Source organism: Oscillatoria sp. CS-180 (assembly GCF_028330965.1).
In the GTDB taxonomy this organism is placed as follows: Bacteria; Cyanobacteriota; Cyanobacteriia; order Phormidesmidales; family Phormidesmidaceae; genus Halomicronema.
Window position 1 is genome coordinate 1 of sequence record NZ_JAQMUB010000007.1, and the last position, 20646, is coordinate 20646.

Annotated in this window: 21 protein-coding genes; 7 read left to right on the forward strand and 14 right to left on the reverse strand. The window is 50.7% G+C overall.

Annotated features, from left to right (window positions below):
• Nucleotides 1-87: 87 nt before the first annotated feature.
• From PN498_RS01050 to PN498_RS01060, 3 genes are read left to right on the forward strand one after another with little or no spacing between them, the layout of a single operon-like run.
• The gene (locus tag PN498_RS01050) at nt 88-309 is read left to right on the forward strand and encodes an MbtH family protein (RefSeq protein ID WP_272060815.1); all 222 of its coding nucleotides are present in this window, start codon (nt 88-90) and stop codon (nt 307-309) included.
• Between the two features lie 38 nt (nt 310-347).
• Entirely contained in the window at nt 348-821 is a 474-nt protein-coding gene (locus PN498_RS01055; protein ID WP_272060816.1) for a hypothetical protein, read from the forward strand.
• A 16-nt stretch (nt 822-837) separates the two neighbouring features.
• On the forward strand, nt 838-1371 hold the full coding sequence (locus tag PN498_RS01060) for a hypothetical protein (RefSeq protein ID WP_272060817.1): 534 nt from the start codon (nt 838-840) through the stop codon (nt 1369-1371).
• Nucleotides 1372-1549: 178 nt separating this feature from the next.
• Here PN498_RS01060 and PN498_RS01065 read toward each other — a convergent pair whose 3' ends face one another.
• Nucleotides 1550-4765 carry an efflux RND transporter permease subunit gene (locus tag PN498_RS01065; RefSeq protein WP_272060818.1) on the reverse strand — a complete coding sequence of 1072 codons (3216 nt, stop codon included), beginning with the start codon at nt 4763-4765 and terminating at the stop codon, nt 1550-1552.
• A gap of 71 nt (nt 4766-4836) precedes the next feature.
• Nucleotides 4837-6183: an efflux RND transporter periplasmic adaptor subunit gene (locus tag PN498_RS01070; protein ID WP_272060819.1), complete on the reverse strand. Its 1347-nt coding sequence runs from the start codon at nt 6181-6183 to the stop codon at nt 4837-4839.
• A gap of 520 nt (nt 6184-6703) precedes the next feature.
• Here PN498_RS01070 and PN498_RS01075 point away from each other — a divergent pair.
• Entirely contained in the window at nt 6704-7381 is a 678-nt protein-coding gene (locus tag PN498_RS01075) for a TetR/AcrR family transcriptional regulator (protein WP_272060820.1), read from the forward strand.
• Between the two features lie 439 nt (nt 7382-7820).
• Here PN498_RS01075 and PN498_RS01080 read toward each other — a convergent pair whose 3' ends face one another.
• The 5 genes from PN498_RS01080 to PN498_RS01100 form a co-directional block, all read right to left on the reverse strand.
• Nucleotides 7821-8456, reverse strand: a complete 636-nt coding sequence (locus PN498_RS01080; protein WP_272060821.1) for a hypothetical protein — start codon at nt 8454-8456, stop codon at nt 7821-7823.
• A gap of 331 nt (nt 8457-8787) precedes the next feature.
• Nucleotides 8788-9276 carry a hypothetical protein gene (locus tag PN498_RS01085; protein ID WP_272060822.1) on the reverse strand — a complete coding sequence of 163 codons (489 nt, stop codon included), beginning with the start codon at nt 9274-9276 and terminating at the stop codon, nt 8788-8790.
• Between the two features lie 19 nt (nt 9277-9295).
• Entirely contained in the window at nt 9296-10738 is a 1443-nt protein-coding gene (locus tag PN498_RS01090) for an RHS repeat-associated core domain-containing protein (RefSeq protein ID WP_272060823.1), read from the reverse strand.
• Nucleotides 10739-10947: 209 nt separating this feature from the next.
• On the reverse strand, nt 10948-11580 hold the full coding sequence (locus PN498_RS01095) for a hypothetical protein (protein ID WP_272060824.1): 633 nt from the start codon (nt 11578-11580) through the stop codon (nt 10948-10950).
• 305 nt (nt 11581-11885) lie between these two features.
• Nucleotides 11886-12986, reverse strand: a complete 1101-nt coding sequence (locus PN498_RS01100; protein WP_272060825.1) for an RHS repeat-associated core domain-containing protein — start codon at nt 12984-12986, stop codon at nt 11886-11888.
• Here PN498_RS01100 and PN498_RS01105 point away from each other — a divergent pair.
• A complete protein-coding gene (locus tag PN498_RS01105) occupies nt 12930-13346 on the forward strand; it encodes a hypothetical protein (protein WP_272060826.1) in 417 nt (138 codons plus the stop codon). The two genes, PN498_RS01100 and PN498_RS01105, sit on opposite strands and share 57 nt — an antisense overlap.
• A 56-nt stretch (nt 13347-13402) precedes the next feature.
• Here PN498_RS01105 and PN498_RS01110 read toward each other — a convergent pair whose 3' ends face one another.
• The 3 genes from PN498_RS01110 to PN498_RS01120 all read right to left on the reverse strand — a co-directional run bounded on the left by PN498_RS01110 (nt 13403) and on the right by PN498_RS01120 (nt 14588).
• Nucleotides 13403-13900: an RHS repeat protein gene (locus tag PN498_RS01110; RefSeq protein WP_272060827.1), complete on the reverse strand. Its 498-nt coding sequence runs from the start codon at nt 13898-13900 to the stop codon at nt 13403-13405.
• Nucleotides 13901-14001: 101 nt separating this feature from the next.
• Entirely contained in the window at nt 14002-14385 is a 384-nt protein-coding gene (locus PN498_RS01115) for a type II toxin-antitoxin system VapC family toxin (protein ID WP_272060828.1), read from the reverse strand.
• Nucleotides 14376-14588: a hypothetical protein gene (locus PN498_RS01120; protein ID WP_272060829.1), complete on the reverse strand. Its 213-nt coding sequence runs from the start codon at nt 14586-14588 to the stop codon at nt 14376-14378. Before PN498_RS01120 ends, PN498_RS01115 begins: the two co-directional genes overlap by 10 nt.
• A 114-nt stretch (nt 14589-14702) precedes the next feature.
• On the opposite strand from PN498_RS01120, the gene PN498_RS01125 reads away from it, so the two are divergent.
• Nucleotides 14703-14888 carry a hypothetical protein gene (locus tag PN498_RS01125; RefSeq protein ID WP_272060830.1) on the forward strand — a complete coding sequence of 62 codons (186 nt, stop codon included), beginning with the start codon at nt 14703-14705 and terminating at the stop codon, nt 14886-14888.
• Between the two features lie 122 nt (nt 14889-15010).
• Nucleotides 15011-15919, forward strand: a complete 909-nt coding sequence (locus PN498_RS01130) for a hypothetical protein (protein ID WP_272060831.1) — start codon at nt 15011-15013, stop codon at nt 15917-15919.
• A gap of 273 nt (nt 15920-16192) precedes the next feature.
• Here the strand turns inward: PN498_RS01130 and PN498_RS01135 are convergent, their stop codons facing one another.
• From PN498_RS01135 to PN498_RS01150, 4 genes are all read right to left on the reverse strand, one after another.
• Complete coding sequence (locus PN498_RS01135; protein ID WP_272060832.1) at nt 16193-16420, reverse strand: hypothetical protein; 228 nt, start codon at nt 16418-16420, stop codon at nt 16193-16195.
• The gene (locus PN498_RS01140; protein ID WP_272060833.1) at nt 16396-17493 is read right to left on the reverse strand and encodes a peptidylprolyl isomerase; all 1098 of its coding nucleotides are present in this window, start codon (nt 17491-17493) and stop codon (nt 16396-16398) included. The genes PN498_RS01135 and PN498_RS01140 overlap by 25 nt, the downstream gene beginning before the upstream one ends.
• Before the next feature lie 259 nt (nt 17494-17752).
• Nucleotides 17753-18280 carry a hypothetical protein gene (locus PN498_RS01145; RefSeq protein ID WP_272060834.1) on the reverse strand — a complete coding sequence of 176 codons (528 nt, stop codon included), beginning with the start codon at nt 18278-18280 and terminating at the stop codon, nt 17753-17755.
• Nucleotides 18281-18373: 93 nt separating this feature from the next.
• The gene (locus PN498_RS01150; RefSeq protein ID WP_272060835.1) at nt 18374-20590 is read right to left on the reverse strand and encodes a cadherin domain-containing protein; all 2217 of its coding nucleotides are present in this window, start codon (nt 20588-20590) and stop codon (nt 18374-18376) included.
• Nucleotides 20591-20646: the final 56 nt, after the last annotated feature.

A 20646-nucleotide genomic window follows, 5' to 3' on the forward strand; every position in this document is an offset into this window, starting at 1 on the left:
AACAACCAATAACCAATAACCAATAACCAATAACCACCAACCAATAACCACCAACCACCAACCACCAACCGACACCCAGTAACCAAAATGTCCCAACCTACCGAACCCATCTACCGTGTCGTCATCAGCGACGAAGAACGCTACTCCATCTGGCCCGAACACAAGGAAATTCCCTGGGGCTGGCGGGCTGATCAAAAAAGCGGCACCAAACAAGAATGCCTTGACTACATCAAAGAGGTGTGGACTGATATGCGTCCCCTTAGCCTGCGCCAGAAGATGGCGGCTGCCAAGTCCGAAAACTCTGATTAAAAGCACCCATGCCTCAAACATTGACCAGAGACAGGCCCATGGAGACTTCCGAAAATGAATTTCTCAACTCTCTGGAACTGTTGATTCCCTGGGAGTTGCCCCTCGATCAGCACCTGTCACCTGCTGACAGACTCCGCATTGGTCGAGCCTTGGAGCAACTCTCAGAGGCCTTAGTAGAGTCATCCCCGCAGCGATCGCTAGACACCATTAACCAAGCGTTGACCAACCTAGGAGAAATCAAAACCCAAAAGACTGGCATTCGCAGTACCAAAACTGCCCTTAAAGCCTGGGAAGTTGAAGACTATGATCGCTACTTTCAGATTTGTCATGTTCAGACCGATCAGTCCGCAGTTTGCTTGGTTAGAGGGCTACTGGTCGCCTGCCAGCGCTTTTTCGAAATTTGTCTACAAACGCCTTGGCTAGAAACCCAATTTATTCAGCAACAGCGGAAAGGATTTCTCAGCTATGTGCATCTGCTTAAAAGAATCTTCGATTTAGACGAACTAGATTAGATAAACCAGATCGATCATGACAGCAACTCAAGCTCACACGCTTTGGACTGGATTCCATTGGGCATTTTTTATCAACGTCCAGGGATTAATTATCTGCCTCAGACGATTTGAAGCACAGCTCGCCCTTGGCAATCTTGATCAAGCTCAAATCGAACTCAAAACTGCAACTGAATTGCTGGTGGCTTCTGGAGCTTCTATGGAGTTGGCTGGGAGCTTCAGCCGTCAGGAATACGAACACGAAGTACGGCAAACCATGACCCCACCCAAAGTCCAAGCAAATAACTTTAGTGGCTTGATGTCTTGGGAGCATGCGGCTCTAATGCAGGTTTGGAAGCGTCTGCGTCTAACCTTTGAAAATCTACCCCCATCGCTGCACGGACAGCATCAAGAATTTGTTCAAGCCTATTTATCTCTAGCCAAAGCACATCGGGCCGTCTGTGACAAGTTCGGAGGGAGTGAAGGAGGCAGCCTTCGCTTTGAAGGTGGGTGTGCTGTCGATACGCTAGATCGATTTAGCGAAAGCCGTCGAGCACTCATCGATCCCCATTGAATCAGGTTAAACTCGTCGCCGCTCTATCCCCTAGTCACATCTATCGTTAGCAATCAAGGAAAGCTGAGAAGGTTTGTGTATTGGTAAACGGAAAATCATTCATACGTTCGTTTTATTTGGATGCAAAAAAAGACATACGTGGGAAGGTTTGAGCTTCTGTAGGGTGGGTTCAATCAATTTATTCACTCACTTTCAGTAGCGATGCCGAGCCGTTATTGTTGGTCATAGCAGCGGTTGGGGCTGACTGATTGGGTGGCATTTGGCCTGGTTTGCGATGACGACTGCCCATCAAAACATAGGCTGCCGGGGTGAAGTACAGCGCCAGAATTGGTGAGCCGCCAATGCCGCCGGCGATCGCGATCGCCAGGGGTTGCCAAAAGGGATCACCATCGGCCAACAAGGGGACGAAGCCCACCATCGTCGTAATTGTTGTAGCGATGACATGGCGACTGGCTTTCATCACTACGGCCTCCACCGCTTTGGGTTGACCCTGCCGAGCATCGGCATCTTCATTCAAGGCCGAGAGCACAATGATGGAGCCGTTAATCGCGATGCCCACCAGACCCATGGTGCCGACAATCGCCATAAACCCAAGGAGAGAGCCAAACACTTTGAGCGAAAAGAGCGCCATCCCCACCGAGCCTACGGCTACCGCCCCAACAATACCGGCTTGCCGAAACGACCCCAGCGACAGCACGAGCGCTGTCGTCATGATCAGCACGATTAGGGGGACGAACAGCAGCAAGTCACCTACGGCTGAGTTGCGCTCGGCATATTCGCCCCCAAACTCATAGCGGTAACCCGGCGGCAGCTCAAAGTTCTCAGCTTTCAACCGTTCTCGTACTGCCGTCAGTACGGTCTCTGGCAACACGCCAGAGGTAATAAATACTTGCACTGTGTTCACTCGTTGCTCTTCTCGACGGGCAATGGTGGCCAGTTCGGGCAAGAGGGCAAACTCACCCAGGGCCGAGCTGGGGCGAAAGGCGCGATCGCCGGCCTGATCAGGTCGCAAATCTAGCGAAGCCAGAGCTTCCAGACTAGCCCGATCTTGGTTCGTCAGCCGCACCCGCACCGGCAAATTCTCGGTAGATTCTAGAATCGCCCCCCCAGTCACCCCTTCTGAATAGGCCGCTAGCTGTTGAGCGATCGCGGTATTGTTCAGTCCAGCCCGCTGCACCTGTTCGTTATCGACCATGAGGCCCAGTTTCGGGCGGCCCTCCGTCAGATCATCGCGGACTGAAATCACGTTGGGGATAGTGGTGATCATTTCCCGCACTTCCATCCCCAACTCTCGGAGGGTGCTGATGTTGGGGCCATAAATTCGCATCTCGACGGGCGCATCAAACGGCGGCCCCTGCTGAAACTTTCGCACTAGGACTCGCGCCGCCGGCATCATCTCACTCAGTTCCGTTTGCAGCTCTTGCACTAGCGCTTCTACGCCATCGTCAGACTTCAACTGCACCATCGCCTGAGCGTAGTACGACTGATTCTCCCGTTGGCCGGTGAGGTTGTAGTAAAACTTAGCGGCGCTCTCGCCGACAAACCAATGGACATCTTCAACGTTTTCATGCTGCAGGATGACCTTACGGGCCTGTAGTACCTGCTCTTTAGTGCGAGCGATCGCCGTTTGGGAAGAGAATTCGATCTCGATGTGAAACTGGTCGCGATCCAGTAGCGGAAAAAACTGATTCTCTAAAGTAGGAGCTGTAATAAAACCGATCAAGGGGATCGTCATAGTCAGCGCGACGGCCAGTAAGGGTCGCACGGCTGCCCGGCCAATCGACCAGCGATAGGGCTTTGCCAGCGCCGGTAGCGTGAGGCCATCATTCCACCACACACCCGGCTTCATGATCGTCATAGCCAATTTGTCTCGGAGCCCTGGTTGAGCTTTTTGACTCGCCTTTTCATATTGCCGACGACTGTCGCCCAGCATAAGCCCTGCTAACGCGGCAATCACCGTCAGGGAGATGGCTAGAGATGAAACCAGCGACAGAATGACGCTCAGGGCGATCGCCCCCACAAACTCACCCGGCGCACCCGGTAGCAAATAAATCGGCAAGAACGTCAGCACCGTTGTCAGAGTCGAAGCCATGAGCGGCACTTGCAGATATTTCACGGTTTTGGTCACGGCCTTTAGCGGCGCATCACCGTGCTGCATCTCAACCTGAATTTCATCCACCACGACGATTGCGTTGTCGATCAGCAGACCCAAGGCAATGATCAGCCCGGTTACCGACATCTGATGAATCGGCACGTTAAAGACCGTGAACCAGCCGAACACCGCAAAGATCGTTAACGGCAGGGCCGCGCCTACCACAATCGCTGACCGCCAGCCCATCGTGACCAACGTGACCAACACAACCAGAGCTGCACTGATGATGAGGTTGAGGATGAGCGTGTTGATGCGATCAGCGACGTACTCACTCTGGTCAAAAATGATGTCTAAGCTCACCCCTTGGGGCATGCGATCGCTAAAAGCTCCGAGTTTGGCTTTGGCTTCGGCAGCCCACTGATCAACGCGCAGCCCCGATTTCATCATGGTGCCTAACACGACAGCGGGCTGGCCGCTAACGATGGCCTGCTCAATGAGCGGATAGCGCACTCCCCGACTCAAGCTGGCGATATCGCTCAGGCGCGTGAACTGTCCATCGCCCGTCTGTACGGGAATCTGGCGAATCTGTTCGAGCGTTTCCAGTTCACTTTCCACTTCCATCGCGACATTCTGATCGGAACTACGCAGCTGTCCTGCGCTCACCTTGGCATCGCTGAGGCTGACCTGATTGGCTAACTGCTGCGGCGACAGGCCCACACCGACCAGTTCCGACGCATCAATTTCCACCAAAATTTCTTCATCGGGGCTGCCGAAAAATTCCACCTCTTCCGTGCCGTCGATACCGCGCATGATGATCGCAAGCTCTTCGGCATAGCGGCGTAAGACAGCGTAGTTCGGCTCATCGGGAAGATTCCACGTCAGCGACGTAATTAGGGTGTAAGCCTTCATATTGCTCTCTTCGAGCTCAGGCTCAGCCGCCCCTGGCGGAAATCGGGACGCCGCATCGTCCATTTCGTCGCGGACCTTGGACCAGATCGGTTGGGCATCAGTGACCGAATCGAATAGCTCGACCACCACGCTGGAAAATCCCACTCGCGAGGTCGAAGAGAGGGTCTCGATCTCTTCAATTTCAGCCAGTTCCTCTTCGAGAACGGTGCTGATCAGCGCTTCTACCCGCTCGGCATTGGCACCCGGAAAAACAGTGGTGACCACAGCCGTTCGGGCTACCAATTCGGGATCTTCCTGGCGGGGTAAGCTTTGATAAGCAGACAAGCCCCAACCGAGAATCAATACGATCGCTAGGATCAGCAAGCGAATATTCGTAAAAAATGGGCGAACCATAGGAGTGAAAGGGGAAAGGGTGTAGGGATGGTGAGGGTGGAAATCCAAAACTCAAAATTGTGAATTGTGAATTAATCCAGGGGCTGCACTTGCTGACCCGGAACCAAGCGGTGAACCCCATCAGCAACAACGAGATCGCCCGGTTGAAGCGTCCCTCGCACCAAGGCTCGATTACTTTCTTGGTGTAAAATTTCGACGGATTGGGACTGTACTTCGTACATGCCCTCCGCGTCGGTAGGGGTGAGTCCGTAAGCGCTCCACAAGCCTCGAATGTCTTGAGCTAGGGCCGAGGTCGGCAGCCAAATTCCGGCGGTCGGGATGGTCTCAGTTATCTCTACCCGCACCGTCTGCCCTGGATTGACCGTGGCGATCGCCGCCGCCTCGATCTGAAACACCACCACTTGAGTACGGGTATCGGCGTCCACTTCTGGCAGCAAGGACTTAACCGTGGCACTGTAGCGTTCCGTATCGAGATTGACGGTCACCGACTCGCCGACTCGGAGGCGACTAGCGACATCTTCGGGGAGGCCAATGCGGGCTTCGGGAGTCTCGTTCTCCACTAGCCGAACGACCGATTGTCCAGTGCTAACGACGGTACCTTCATCTACCTGCTGAGTCGAAACGATACCGTCGAAAGGCGCTCTAAGGGTACTTTTATCAATATCGACATCCACATCTGCAACACTGGCAGCAAGCTGCTGCACCACGGCCTGCTGGGCTGCAATTTGCTCAGGGCGAGTTCCATTCAGCAGTTCATCCAAGTCGCTTTGGGCACGATCTAGCCGAGCTATTAAAGTTTCGGCACCAAAGGCAAACTCATCGAGTTGTTCCCGAGAGATAGCCCCTGCTTCGTAAAGAAACTCTCGCCGCGATCGCTGGATCTCTTGTAGCTCTAGCTGACTCTCAATATCGCGGACTGCGGCCCGAGCCGCAGCAATATCTTCTTGGCGAGCACCGCGCTCTAGCTCCAGCAGCCGGGCTTCGGCCTCTAACTTCTGTGCTTCTAGCTGTTGGCGGTGGGTCTGTAGATTTTGAATGTCGAGCTGGGCCAGAGGCTGGCCTATCGATACGCGATCGCCTTCTTCTACCAAAACTGATATCAGCTCACCGCCCCGCTCAAACCCCAAATCGCTAGCGCGCAGCGCTGCAACCTCCCCAGTGTAGGTACGAGCCACCTCATAGCTTGAAACGAGTTCAACGGTCAGCGTCTCCACCGTTGACACGCTCGCAGCGGTCGAGGGTGCTTCCGTTTCGTCTGTCGAGCTTGTTAGCTGCGTTCTGACCACTGGTATACCAACTAGCAACAGCCCAACTAAGCCTAAGCCAATCAACCATCGAGGATGGGATCTCAACTTGTGCCCTGGAAAATTCATGCCGGTGCCGAGCACAGGCGGTCTCGACGATATCGGATTTGACATAGTGCATTCTTCCTTATGCTCAGCTATGGATGTATAGAGGGAGCCTCACGGGTATGACTCGCCATCATCGGCAAACTGTTTTCCCGTTTTGCCCACCAATTGGGCGAGCTACACAACAACGAAACGATTCCGTTTTCAAACTGCCAACATCAATATATCAGAATTGAAACGAAATGGTTTCGTTTTTGGTAGCTTTTTGTTTTTCGGAAACTTACGGTTTCTGTCAGAGCATCAACCGAACCTCAGTCGGGACTCTGTCGGTGTGAGATGGGTGGAGTGTTGGCAGATTATGGAAACAACTATGGTCGACCAGAGCTGAAAGAGTAGCCACAGCTGCTGAAAACCGCCAATATGGCAGTCGCCAGTCCAGTTAGGACTAGTTGCAAGCTTGATCGCGTCTTTCCCCTTTACTCGATGTAGCAGCTAGGCTAACTGCTGTCGGGTTCAAAATGACTGTCAGAGCAGCATCAGACGATTATGAACAAATCCAATTAGTATGGCTTTAGCGGAGAATGGTGAGATGGCTAATACTGATACTTTGAGAAAGAGTTCCAAAGGGGGTCGCCCTAGCAATGGCACGCTCGAACAGCGGCTAGAGCAGTTGCTCGAAGACGCCACACAGGTGTTTCTGCAGCATGGCTATGGTTCGGCCAGCATTGACATGATTGCGCGCGAAGCGCATGTCGCCAAGCGCACTATTTATCAGCACTTCGGCGACAAAGACGAATTGTTTGGGGCAGTTGTTCGTCGCCTCAGTCACAATATCTTTGCTGCATTTCCGCAGGCAGAGGAAACCTCGCAGTCAGTTGAACATGTCCTCTCCACCATTGCTCGTGGGGTGCTTGCTTTAGTGCTTTCACCAGAGGCAATGGGATTACAGCGCATCGTGATTGGTGAGGCTGATCGCTTTCCAAAGCTGGCTCAGCAGTTCTACACAAATGGCCCTAATCGAGGCATTACGGCTCTGGCCGATTATTTGGCCAATCAGCAACAGTTGGGAACTGTGCAGCTAGAAGACCCTACAAATGCAGCCACTTACTTTGTTAGCATGATCATGGGCGAATTTTATCTACAAGCATTGCTGGGCGTCATCGAACTCCCTAGTGCAGAGCAGATCGATCAGCACGCTAACAGCATCACGCACCTTTTCCTACACGGATATGGCTCACAGCTGCATTCTGTCACAAAAAGAAGGTGAGGATACGCCACCTCTCTTCCTTGATCTTTATTGATGCAGCGATACCAATGATTGGGTCGTTAGTCGGCATTTTAGAGGGCGAGCCTTGATATACGGCTTCAGAAGCCTTTATTCACATAGCCATGATTCGACTGATGCTACGCAGACTCGCGTGACCAATTTTCACCTCTCCGTATTTCCAAATATCCTCTAAGACCTTATTCAAATTCCTATAAGGTGGTTAATAAAGGCGTTTATGGTCGAGATAAACTTTTCCGATTCTATTACTTTAAATAATTGGTCAAAGGAATAATTGGTTGAAGTCATTTTCTATTTCAGAGAATCACTTCAAAGCAGAATGTGGGCAGTGCCCACCCTACAACTACTTGGTATTAATCTAGCTTACCGCAAAGGACGGTTGTATCCGTAGCCAAGAGCAAGCTTGCCGAAGCAATTTTTCTTAGTCCCAACCTGTTTTTCTGAGAAGCTGTTCAGCCTTGGAAGCATCATAAATATGTTTAAGCATGCCTTCAATAATTGGTCTGGTTTTCGAGATGCTTTTAGTTTCTGTTGGATCACCTCTAAAGTCTCTCAAAAACTCATATGTCTGATTTTCAATAGTAGGTAACTGAGTTTGAATAATTCCCATGAATTCTTTCATTCCTCCAAGCAAGCCGAAATGCTCAAACGAAGATATTAATCCCCAATTCCCCTTTTCTGAGTAGAGCATAAAATAATTGCTAAACTCCATGTCAATCTCCCAAAACGATTTAGAGCCTTCCTTTTTAGGTGATTTGAAACCCTTAACTAATTCTGGAAATGTTAGGTAAGCATGATTGAATTCTCTTGGATAGTCATGTATCTCAGAGAAAAAGCATCCTCTATCTTGAACATGACTTGCCGCTACTTGTATCGAATGTAGAAGATGTTCAAAGGACTCATCACCCACATATGGTCTCAATGGATAGATGATTCTTCTAAGATTCATCTCTGGTCTGAATACAGGATCCCATTCGCTATTTCCTCGAAAAACTTTCTGCATTATTGGTTTTACTTCAGTCTGAAATTTAGACTCGCTGATGCCATGCATTTTCATCCAAGTTCCCCCGGTATAAATTGATCGATAACTCTTTTAATAATAGGAATAAAAGGAAGAGAAGGAACCTCGAAATCAGGCAACTCAAATGGATTCTGGTTATCCTTTTGCTCTTCCTCTCTCCTTACAAGTATAGGATCTAGGCAGCAAATTGGTGTATTCTCTGAATACGGAAACTTGATTCCTTGGACTTTTCTACAGTTGGGAGTATTGTGTGTTATTTGTTATTTTGGTACACCGCTCAAGCACTAAATCGATAGTAGGAGTGGAAGGTTGTGAAGTGCTAACTGGACGGTGCCGAAGTCATGAAGATACGCAGTCAGTTAACCAGCTATTGGCTATCACTCTCACCAGTTGTTGACATATCTTTTCTGACAAATTCTGTATGTATATCGACACTGTTTAACCAACGACGGTTATCTACTCGCTTTGCAACAGCTAAAGCTTCCTTAAAGTCCCTTAAAGACTTCTTGTAGAGTTTCTGGGCTTTTTCCTCCGGCATTCGGTTACTACGTGCTATCTGCCAGTACAAACTTGCTCGTTGAAAATATGCCTCAAAGAGCAGGCTTTCATCGATACTTTCAGCTTGCTCCATAAAGTCTATTATCCTAGAGTAATCTCCAACTGCTCCATTATCATCCTGAAATACTTCCCTCCTAATCACTGCCCTATCATGATATGCATCCATATCATTTGGATTCAAAAGGATAGTAGAACTTACAATCACGATAGGTAGGTATCTTATTGTCAAAAAAGAAATAAACGGGATGGCAATAACAATAGTGACTAGGAGCTTTCCGTTCTTTGTGGATCTTGACACAATAATGCCTCCTATAAGATTAAAGTTGGGGATAGTTGTTCGGATTGAAAGGTGGTGTTGGTGCCGACAGTGGAACTTCCCATCCCACAGGAGTTACATCTGGGATGGGTTTGATATTAGGATCGAATAACGTCCGAACTACATGAAAAGCAGCCGAATTGCTATTTGGACCTAAAGTTTCATAGGCAATCTCTCTTGCGGTTATATTCAAAAACTCATTCCTTATAGCAGTTTCCAGAGATAGATCTTCGCATGGCGTTCCGTCATCGTAGACTAATTGAATTCGACTACTATCGGCGACATAAAATCCATCTCCAATGTTGTAGTCATTATCAAACTTAGATACGATGAAACCGTCTCTCGGACCTGCCCAAACAGCAACTTGTCCAAGTCGATCAGTAATAACAACATCTGCATGATGAGTAGGAGCCAGATTATCAGCTACATCTCCTACAACTGGTGTGGCTATTGAGGCTCCTCGATACCGAATTTCTACCTTAAACAAGCCACTAGGGTCTGTTGAATTTACTGGATAGTTATTCACATACCTATAAAGATGGCTGTCTCCCCCTTGAAACCCAATGGGGTCTTGACTAATAAACCGACCCAGTTCGCCATTGTAGTATCGTGCTCGGTAGTAATAGAGCCCCGTCTCTTCATCGTACTCCCTGCCCGTAAAGGCATAGCGACTGTCCACGGTGCTGTTGGTTTCACTGACGAGATTGCCATAGGAGTCGAAGGTTCGGTGGTTGAGGAGGTTACCACTGTCATCGACGAAGTCTTTGATGGTGCCGAGATGGTCGCCGAGTAGCCACTGCGTCCCACCGCTGTCTTCTTGAGCCAAGACCTGATCAACTTGCGGTTCGTGGAGGTAGCGCATGGAAGGAGTTGTGGCACTCCCTTCAAACTCTAGGAGCACGTTGTCGCGATCGTAGACAAAATGCGTAGTTGCGCCATCGATAGATTTTGCAATGCGGCGATTCATCACGTCATAGGTATAGTCCACCTGTTGTACCTGTGTATCGTTGCTGTCTTCATCAATCACTGCTATCAGTCGATTGAGGTGGTCCCACACGAAGATGCGCTCATTGCCGGTGGCAATCTCGGTCTGCGTGGTCATGTTGCCTTCATCGTCGTAAGTGTAGGTGTAGACGCCATCGGTGGAGAGCTGATTGTTGGTGCCGGTGACATAGTCCGTGTTGTGGAGATGGGACTGAATGCGGTTGCCGTTGGCATCGTAATCGTAGTTCTCATCTGGGTTGCTGACGTTGCTGTAGTCAGCCCCAGTGAGTTCATTGCGTTTGTTATAGGTGTAGTCCGTTGTCCCATCGACATCGGTGATTTTCTGAATGCGATTGGCGAGGTCGTAGTCAAAGTCGTAGAAGGCAATATCCGCACTGCCGTTGTTGTGGCTCAGGCGCTCTAGGCGGTTGTGCTCATCGTAGATGTAATCAGTTGTCACAACGGGCGCAGTGCCTGCCAGATCACTGAAGCGAGTGATCGAGTCGAATTGACCAATAGCATCGTAGGTAAAGTCTACGCGCTTGTCATCAATGCCGTCGCCACTCTGGGTGATGCGCTCGACTCAATTTTCGACATTGTAGGTGTAGTAGACGGTGTCTACAGTGTCACCATCAATAGTGTCACTGATGGAAATAGTGTTTTTTTAAATTACCACCCAGTCTCCTTAAGAAGCTGCTCGGCTTTAGAAGCGTCATAGATGTGTTCAAGCATATTTTTGATTATTGACCTACTTTTAGAGACACCCTTTACATTCGAAGGATCACCTCTAAAGTCTGTCAAGAACTCATAAGTTTGATTTTTTAGGTTTGGCACCTTTGCTTCAAATACTCTCATGAATTCTTCCACACCGCCCAACAATGCAAAATCTTCAAATGAAGAAAATAGTGCCCACTTAGCATGTTCAGAATAGAGAATAAAGTAGTTGAGAGTAAGGTCTATATCCACAGGTTTCGACATTCCATAAGGTTTTGCAAAAAAATCCAACAGCTCTGACAAGTGGATATAGGCATGAGAATAACTTCCATGCCCACCGCTAATCTCTGATAGGTAACATCCTGTATCTGAAATAGCATTTGCAGCCTCTATTAATGGTTCTATATATTTCTTTAGGCATACTCTTTCATTGGTGAATGGATACAAAATCCTTTTGCGGTCAATTGCTTCACTGAAAACCACCTCCCATTCGTCGCTGCCGTGAATAGTTTTATCTAAAATAGGCTTTACTCTATTTTGGAAATCATAATCGCTAATTCCATTCATATCTATCTCCTCCTTATCCATTGGATATACTCATACTTGCGTTTTTCAAAAAGTTGAAACTACATGTTTCATATATTTACTTTTTTCTCCTGTCACGGTAATATTTAATACCTTCATAAAAAGGCATGATTTTGTTTGGCTTTAATCAGGACTTTATTTGCGCCGGAGAAAAAGCCTTCAATTTAACACAATATGTGAGTTGAATTCAGCCCTTTGTTTAAATTAGAAGTCAAGCAATTTCGAAGTATCTACGTCATTTTAGCGATTAACTCACATATTGTGTCTTCGATAAGAAACTATACTCCACCTCCTATTTGCTCAAGCCCTCATCTAATAAGTGGAATAATGAAAGGAATGTTAGGAACATTGATTTCCGGTAATTGAAATGGATTTTGACTTTCTTGTTCTTCTGATTCTTCCTCTCTTCTCAGCAATACAGGCTCCGGAGCACAATTAGGGGTATTTCCACCATAATGAAATCTTATTTTTTGGACGTTGCTAAACCCGTTTGTATTGTGAGAAATGCCAAATTCATCTTCCAATAACTGAATAGTAGGACTGGGTGGGGTGGAAGTACTGAAAGGTCGATGGGTAGCTATTCCTCCGCCTTCTAATGGATAAGTTACATTCCAGGGAACGGTTTGGGAGCCTCCTCTTCGAGTATCAGGCCCAGTAGTAATTATCCAAAACCAAACCGTTGAAAGAATAAAGGCTGTCTCATAATCGGCAGACTCCGGCTCGTGAATTCGAACTCGTTTACTGTTACCAGGTCTGGTCTGTTGTAGTAGCGTAGTCAATTGCGCTGATTCTCTACCACTAGGATCGGTAGCATTGATAGGAGAATTGGACACGTAGCCATAGAGGTTTTCGTCGCCTCCCCGAAATCCGATGGGATCTTGACTAATAAACCGTCCAAGGTTGCCATCGTAGTATCGCGCTCTGTAGTGATGCAGCCCAGTTTCTGCATCAAACTCCCTGCCTGTAAAGCTATAGCGACTGTCCACGCTGCTATTGGTCTCACTGACGAGATTGCCGTAGGAATCAAAGGTGCGATGATTCAGCAGATTGACACTGTCATCGACGAAGTCTTTGATAGTGCCGAGATGGTCGCCGAGTAGCCACTGCGTCCCACCGCTGTCTTCTTGAGCCAACACCTGGTCCACCTGCGGTCCGTGGAGGTAGCGCATGGAAGGAACTGTGGCGCTCCCATCAAACTCCAGGAGAACGTTGTCGCGATCGTAGACAAAGTGGGTGGTTGCGCCGTCTACTGATTTTGCAATGCGGCGATTCATCACGTCATAGGTATAGTCCACCCGTTGTATCTGTATATCGGCACTATCCTCATCAATCACTGCTATCAGCCGATTGAGATGGTCCCACACAAAGGTGCGCTTATTGCCCGTGGCAATCTCGGTCTGCGTGGTCATGTTGCCTTCATCGTCGTAAGTGTAGGTATAGACGCCATCGGTGGAGAGCTGATTGTTGGTGCCGGTGACATAGTCCGTGTTGTGGAGATGGGACTGAATGCGATTGCCGTTGGCATCGTAGTCGTAGTCCTCATCGGGGTTGCTAGCATTGCTGTGGTCAGCCCCAGTCAGCTCATTGCGTTTGTTGTAGGTGTAGTCCGTCGTCCCATCGACATCGGTGATTTTCTCAATGCGGTTGGCGAGGTCGTAGTCAAAGTCATAGAAGGCGGCCGTTGCTGTGGCTCAGACGCTCTAGGCGGTTGTGCTCATCGTAGATGTAATCAGTTGTCACAACCGGCGCAGTGCCTGCGAGGTCACTGAAGCGAGTGATCGAGTCGAATTGACCAATGGCATTGTAGGTAAAGTCTACGCGCTTGTCATCGATGCCGCCGCCACTTTGGGTGATGCGCTCGACTCGGTTTTCGACAGTGTAGGTGTAGCTGACGGTGCCTACCGCCGTACCTTCGATGGTGTCCACTGACGGAAGTAACATTGCCATCGGCATCGTAGCCGTAGTCCAGCACGACGGTCGGCGCATCGGGTGTGCCTTCATTGCTGACCTGAGTGTGGCGACCGAGTGCGTCATAGTCAAAGGCGTAGGTGGAGTCCGGATCTGTGATGCGGGTGAGCTGATTGGCCGCATCATAGGTCATTGAGGTGGTGCGAATGAGGGTATCTTGCTCATCGAACCAGGTTTCGGTGACCTGTCGGTTGAGGTTGTCGTAGGTGAAAGTGCGATCGCGATTGTTGCGGTCGGTGGTGCCGATGCGATTGCCGACAGCATCGTAGGTGTGGGTGTGGGTTTTGTTGAATGGGTTGGTTTCGGTGGAGAGGCGAGTCTCCTTTCGGAGAGGCTGCGCCAACGCGCGCGTCACAAAATTCTCAGTAGCTTTATTTTTCTCTGGGGACGTAGTAGGTCGTCAAACTAAATTTCTGAGCACGGACTGAAATCCTGCTATTGCTCTTGCATAGCAGACTAAAGCGTTTTGAGTCTCAAAGAACGGGTTAGCAGATGATTCAGTTTGAGCAATCTCACGTCATTTGTGAGCAAGATTGCTTCTAACGTTGATGTTGTCGCTGCAACAATAGCATCGGGTAGCTTCAGCCCATGCTGTTGTCGCAGTCTGATTGCGGCTTTTTTGACTTCAACATTCAACTCAACAATCTGGAGGTGAGTTAGCAAACTGCGAATCTGATTTTCTGATTTTGCTGTCAGACTCGGATAGGAGAGCAATTCCATCTCAGTGATGACAGAGACCGCATACGTGCCGGCAGGCAGCGGCCCAGCTAAACGGCCGCCCAGCAAATACAAGACAATATTAGTATCCAGGACAAAACATGTATTTGAGTCTACTGCCATGCCTCACGCTCTTGACGCTGATAGTCTAGGGGGTCAATCGTGAGTTGAATGGTTCCTGCAAATGCCATCAGATCTAGGCTATTGTCACGAGAAATCTGATTTTTCAGCAACGCCTCAATTTTTTGCCAATCTTGGTAGCTGATGATGACGCCAACTGGCTCCATCGCTTCGTTAGTAATGATTTGTTTTTTGATCTCGACCATATTGCAACCAAGCTTTACAGGTGGTTTTAGTGTAGCGATCATGACTCCCCTGAGAGTTGACTATCATGGCACTCATAGCTCACATTCGCCACCAATCGATGGAGTGTAGCGAACATGGCAAAAATTTCAGTTGCTCTAGGTCCCGTTCAAGAAACGCTGCTGATCCCGCTGCTGGGGCGAGTTGGGCAAACTCAGAACGGCAACGGTCTGATTCACGATGAAAAAGCGGTTCAAATTGTTGAATCCCTAGATTACGATTGCTCCAATAGGACTTCAAGTAAAAACGACGACAATGACTGAAAGCACGCGACAAACTGATCAAGGTGCCTCTACCTCGATGCCTCTTGGTCAAAAATGATGCTCAACGTAGAGGATCGCTAAAGCACCTGAAGAATGCCTGGGACGTGAACTCTATTCATCCAATGGGAAGATCTCGAACGCTGGAAGCAATGACCGCCGAGTTAAACCAAATTCGCCAGGAGCCGACTTCTGAAGCGGGATTGGCGTCTCTTCGGCGGGCCATCAGCAGCAAGTATGGGATTATTATCGCCCGGGCTGCAAAAATCATCGCTGAGTTTGAAATCTATTCTCTGATTCCTGACCTGGTTCAAGCTTTTGAACGCTGTATGGTGAAGCCGATCGATCGCGATCCAGGCTGCCGAGCTAAAGCGGCGATCGCCGATACCCTCTATCGTTTGGAATTCAGCGACGAAACGCTGTTTCTCAAAGGTGTTCGGCACGTTCAACTGGAACCTGTCTGGGGTGGACAAGTCGATACTGCATCTAAGCTACGGGGACTCAGTGCTTTAGGTCTGGTAAGGATGAACTATCCAGATGTCATGATTGAGCTAGCCGATTTGCTAGCTGATTCTGAAGCAGAAGCCCGAATCGGTGCCGCTCGCGCCATTGCTTACAGTGAGAATCCCTTTGGTGTTGCGCTTTTACGCTTTCGGCTCAAAGTTGGTGACACTCCTACTGTGTTAGGAGAGTGTCTGCTGGGACTACTCAAACTCGCGCCTACAGAATCTCTGAAACTGGCGCAATCATTTCTTGAAGCGGGTAGAAAAGTCTCAGACCATCATGAAGCACTTGAGATGGCTGAGGTAACGGCTCTGGCGCTGGGCGAATCAAGATTGGTTGAAGCGCTCGACCTGTTACGGGATTGGTGGCAGAGAACCACTCACCGAGAGTTAAAGAAAATAGCGCTGTTGGCGATCGCCACATTGCGACAAGATCCAGCCAAGCAGTTTCTTTTGGATCTGGCTGAGAACGGCTCTGAACAGGATGCAGAGGATGCTGTCCAAGCATTAGGACTATGGCAACGCTCCTAAAACAGCTAGCTTTGGCCATCTACTGCTTTGTCCAACGTTCATGATGGAGGGATGTGTAGATAGACAGCTATACTCCATAACTGCGTGCGACAAAGATGAGCACGGAAAAGACTTGCTTTTACGGAAATGGAGTTTAGTCAGTTGGACGTCTTGATAAGAGAACTATAGCCATCGTGCCCTGATGAACTGACGACGGCTATAGTTCCAGAAAAAATCCTCTGATCATGGCTAAAGTGGCCGGATACTCCCCAAAGACTGCACTTTGAAACCGGTCTATAGGAAGACGAAGTTATTGGCCTGGTTCAACGCTGCTGGCGCGACCCCCTCAACGGTCAAAAAGTTGCGCGCCCGGGCCGGACCTTCAAGGCCATCGGGGTCAATCGCAACGATGCTGCCGCTGCCCCGCGAGCGGAACTGCACTAGCCCGTCGCCAATGGGGTCACTGCCCGCATAGCCCAGCCGCTCTAACAGTGCCGTCAAGACAATCTGGTCTTCGCCCACGGTGAAGTCGGTAATCGTGTCGCCGCCATCGACCGGACTAGTATAGATAAACTGGTCGCGACCGCCCCCGCCGGTGAGCCGGTCGGGTCCCTGAAAGCCAGTGATGCGCTCAGGGGCCTCGGTGCCCGTGAGGGTATTGCGGCGGCGGCTCCCCTCCAGTTCTTGTCAACCGTAACTGAGAATGTGTCTTCAACCACTTGCCCCAGCAAGTTGGTGGCCTGAATCGTGATATCAGCTGTGCCAAATTGGTCTGGTAAGTAATCCAAAACGAGCTGCTCATCGATAATGCTGACATTCAACAGCCCGGGGTTCGTGTTGTTGCTGATGCTAAAGGTGAGTTCATCCCGTTGGTCAACTGTAATGCTGCTGTAGCGCACAAAGTTTTCATCCCCTGTGATGACCGGATTCCTGGGGTCACTAAAACTCAGAGGTAAATTGCTAAAGGCAGGATCTAAGCCCGTTCCATTGAAGATATCAACCGCTGCGATCGCATCAATCACAGCCAAGTCTGAGGCTGAAAGGACTTCACCAAAAACGGTGGAACCACCATTTTGATTGTCCAAATTGGCCGAGTTATCGCCAAGGTTAAAAAACCACTGATTGGTGGCACCGTTAGGATCATTTTCAGGCTTAGCCATGGCGATCGTCCCTCGAAGATTAGAGCGATCGGAGCTAAACTCATTTGGCACAGGTGGGTCGGTCGGAATGATCCCCAGAGCATTACGAGGGTTGGCGAGATTATTCGCGAGATTATCAATCGTAAATCTGCCCCCTTGCACAACAAAACCCGGAATGGAGCGGTCAATAAAAGTGTTGACGTAGTCTCCATCATTGACATAGTTCAAGAAATTTTGAACCGTAAGCGGTGCACCCGCTCCTGCTTGATCAAACAGCAGGACTTCTTTGACACGGCTACCTAAGACTGAGGCAAAGAGTTCAAAGCGGGCAACCAATCCTGTTGTGGAAGGATCATCAAAGTGGGCAAATAGATCGACTGACAAATTTGCAGCAGTACTGACAGCACGAATATCATTCAAATCATTGGTGACAATGGGTTGAGATGCTTCAGCCATAACTTTTTGATCTCCAATTAATGACAAGTTTTGCAAAAACTGACACGAATCTTGCGGCTCTGAAAACGGTTGTAGGATTCCAGAACAATTCAGCGATCGGTTATTCGCATCATGAGAATTGCGCACTGAATATCAGGATTCATGCAAGAGGCCCAATGCAAGGCTGTAAACCCTTGCATTGGGAGCTACCGAAATTAGATCACCCTTTGGGCTTAAAGTTGCGCGGTGAGTCCAGCTCTGTCATCCGCGCACTGGGTGATTACGCGCTAGCTTCAGCCGCTGTTTGAGCTTTGCGCTTCATCTTGAGGCCAACCAAGCCGGCAACGGCCAAGCCCCCCAGCATCGAAGGATCGGGCACACTCACCGGCGTCGCCGTGTAGGTCACCCCACCTGAGCCAATCCCAGTGGGCAGGTCATAGAAGAAGGACGCATCAGCGATGGAAGGAAACCCAGCGAGGAGCTGGAAGTCATCCACCACATAGTCGACCCCGAGGAAGGTCCCATCGGAAAACTGGGCCACGGCAAAGGTGTCATCGGCTTCGGTAAAGACGGTGCCGAGAAAGTCGAAGTTAAAGCTCGATAAGTTCACACTTTCGTTCCCGCTGCCGGTCAAGCCCGAATCGTCGAATTCGACAGTGCCGAAGAAGCTCTGTCCGTCCAAGGGACCAAAATCAGCAGTCGCTTCAAAGGAGAAGAGACTGGCCGCACTGGCCGAGGCTGCCATCATCAGCGTGGTGCCCAGCGCCAGCGCCGTCGTAGCCAGAGAAGACATGAGATTGAGTTTCATGGGAGTTATTCGCTATGTGTTCAATAAAAGGATTCGTGACGGCTGCGGCTAACGCAGCCGGATGTGCCCTGAAGACTGTTCGTTGAGCCAGACCTAGAAGATGAAGTTATCGGCCTGGTTTAGCGCTGCGGGGGCAACGCCCTCAACGGTTAAAAAGTTGCGGGCCTGGGCCGGACCGTCAAGGCCATCGGGGTCAATCGCAACGATGCTGCCGCTGCCCCGCGAGCGGAACTGCACCAGCCCGTCGGTGAGGGGGTCACTGCCGGCATAGCCGAGTCGCTCTAGCAGCGTCGTCATGACAATCTGGTCTTCACCTACGGTGAAGTCGGTGATGGTGTCGCCGCCATCCACCGGGCTGGTGTAGATAAACTGGTCACGACCGCCGCCGCCAGTGAGCCGGTCGGGGCCTTGAAAGCCCGTGATGCGTTCATCGGCCTCGGTGCCGGTGAGGGTGTCGCGGCGGCGAGTGCCGTTGAGGGGGATAAACTCATCCACATCGGTGACGGTGATGGTGAGCGACTGGGTCTCGCTGAGCCCACCACCGTCGGTGACAGTAACCGCCACTTCGTAGATGTTGTCAGCGCCGACATCGAGCGGATTCTCAAAGTCGGGCGGCGTCTGAAAGGTGAGTTCTCCGGTGTCGGCATCGAGGGCAAAGCGAGCCTGGTCATCGCCACCGCTGAGCTGGTAGGTGAGGCCATCGCCCTCGCTGTCGGCATCATCAGTCGCATTGAGGTCAGTCACAAAGGCGGTGTTTTCCGCCACGGTGAAGGCGGTGGCGCCGAGGTCGAGGCTGGGGGCCTGATTGGTGCGACGGCCAAAGATGACATAGCTCTCCCCTGCCCCGCCCTTGCCATTGGGGTCACCACCGGGAGCGCCGACAATCAGGTCATCAATGTCATCGCCGTTGACATCCCCGGCACTGCTCACTGAAATGCCGGAGTTGTCATTGGCATCAATGCCGTTGATCACAAAGCCGTTGCCGCCATCCAGCTCAGAGAGCTCTAGCGCCGCCTCAAAGCCCCCCGCCCGGCCAAAGACCACATAGCTCTTGCCCGCACCGCTATTGCCATTGGGGGAGGCACGGTAGGCGCCGATAATCAGGTCAGCGACGCCATCGCCGTTGACATCCCCCGCATCGCTCACCGAAACACCGGAGTAGTCACCGGCATCAATGCCGTTGATAACAAAGCCGTTGCTGCCATCGAGGTCAGACAGCTCTAGCGCCGCCCCAAAGCCTGACGCCCGGCCAAACACCACATAGCTCTCACCCGCATCAGCATTGCCATTGGGGTCGGCAATAGGGGCGCCGATAATCAGGTCAGCAACGCCATCGCCGTTGATATCCCCCATACTGCTCACCGAAACACCGGAGCGGTCATCGGCAGCAATGCCATTGATCACAAAGCCGTTACTGCCGTCGAGGGCCGAGAGCTCTAGGGCCGCCTCAAAGCCCCCGGCGCGGCCAAACACCACGTAGCTCTCACCAGAATAGTTGCCATTGGGCGAGGCGAAAGGGGCCCCGATAATCAGGTCAGCGACGCCATCGCCATTGATATCCCCCGCGCTGCTCACCGAAACACCGGAGCTGTCATTGGCAGCAATGCCATTGATCACAAAGCCATTGCTACCATCCAGGTCAGAGAGTTCTAACGCCGCCTCGAAGCCTGACGCGCGGCCAAAGACCACGTAGCTCTCACCCGCACCTCTATTGCCATTGGGGTCGGCAATAGGAGCGCCGATAATCAGGTCAGCGACGCCATCGCCGTTGATATCCCCCGCACTGCTCACCGAACGACCGGAGCGACCACCATCAATGCCGTTGATGACAAAGCCATTGCTGCCGTCGAGAGCCGAGAGCTCCAGCGCCGCCCCAAAGCCTGACGCGCGGCCAAAGACCACATAGCTCTCGCCAGAAAAGCTGCCATTGGGGTCGGCCAAGTCTGCGCCAATAATCAGGTCATCGACGCCATCGCCATTGACATCCCCCGCACTGCTCACCGAAACACCGGAGCGATCTCGCTCGTCAATGCCATTGATGACAAAGCCGGTGCTGCCATTGAGCTCAGAGAGCTCCAGCGCCGCCTCAAAGCCCCCGGCCCGGCCAAACACCACATAGCTCTCACCAGAAGCGCTGCCATTGGGGTCGGCATAGCGAGCACCGATAATCAGGTCATCGATGCCATCGCCGTTGATATCCCCCGCGCCGCTGACGGAGCGGCTTGAGAAGTCATTGGCATCAATACCGTTGATGACAAAGCCGGTGCTGCCATCGAGGTCAGCGAGGTTGAATACTGGGTCAAATGCCATATCAAATTCTCTCTTAGTTAATTACTGTTCATAGGCGGGTTGAGCCCGGCCACCCC

Coding starts and splice junctions, on each gene's coding strand:
- PN498_RS01060 (WP_272060817.1), top strand. CDS start 838: ATGACAGCAACTCAAGCTCACACGCTTTGGACTGGATTCCATTGGGCA.
- PN498_RS01130 (WP_272060831.1), top strand. CDS start 15,011: ATGGGAAGATCTCGAACGCTGGAAGCAATGACCGCCGAGTTAAACCAA.
- PN498_RS01080 (WP_272060821.1), bottom strand. CDS start 8,456: ATGAAAATGCATGGCATCAGCGAGTCTAAATTTCAGACTGAAGTAAAA.
- PN498_RS01150 (WP_272060835.1), bottom strand. CDS start 20,590: ATGGCATTTGACCCAGTATTCAACCTCGCTGACCTCGATGGCAGCACC.
- PN498_RS01105 (WP_272060826.1), top strand. CDS start 12,930: ATGGTCCCACACAAAGGTGCGCTTATTGCCCGTGGCAATCTCGGTCTG.
- PN498_RS01125 (WP_272060830.1), top strand. CDS start 14,703: ATGGCAAAAATTTCAGTTGCTCTAGGTCCCGTTCAAGAAACGCTGCTG.
- PN498_RS01100 (WP_272060825.1), bottom strand. CDS start 12,986: ATGACCACGCAGACCGAGATTGCCACGGGCAATAAGCGCACCTTTGTG.
- PN498_RS01145 (WP_272060834.1), bottom strand. CDS start 18,280: ATGAAACTCAATCTCATGTCTTCTCTGGCTACGACGGCGCTGGCGCTG.
- PN498_RS01050 (WP_272060815.1), top strand. CDS start 88: ATGTCCCAACCTACCGAACCCATCTACCGTGTCGTCATCAGCGACGAA.
- PN498_RS01095 (WP_272060824.1), bottom strand. CDS start 11,580: ATGGATAAGGAGGAGATAGATATGAATGGAATTAGCGATTATGATTTC.
- PN498_RS01065 (WP_272060818.1), bottom strand. CDS start 4,765: ATGGTTCGCCCATTTTTTACGAATATTCGCTTGCTGATCCTAGCGATC.
- PN498_RS01115 (WP_272060828.1), bottom strand. CDS start 14,385: ATGGCAGTAGACTCAAATACATGTTTTGTCCTGGATACTAATATTGTC.
- PN498_RS01075 (WP_272060820.1), top strand. CDS start 6,704: ATGGCTAATACTGATACTTTGAGAAAGAGTTCCAAAGGGGGTCGCCCT.
- PN498_RS01140 (WP_272060833.1), bottom strand. CDS start 17,493: ATGGCTGAAGCATCTCAACCCATTGTCACCAATGATTTGAATGATATT.
- PN498_RS01055 (WP_272060816.1), top strand. CDS start 348: ATGGAGACTTCCGAAAATGAATTTCTCAACTCTCTGGAACTGTTGATT.
- PN498_RS01070 (WP_272060819.1), bottom strand. CDS start 6,183: ATGTCAAATCCGATATCGTCGAGACCGCCTGTGCTCGGCACCGGCATG.
- PN498_RS01120 (WP_272060829.1), bottom strand. CDS start 14,588: ATGGTCGAGATCAAAAAACAAATCATTACTAACGAAGCGATGGAGCCA.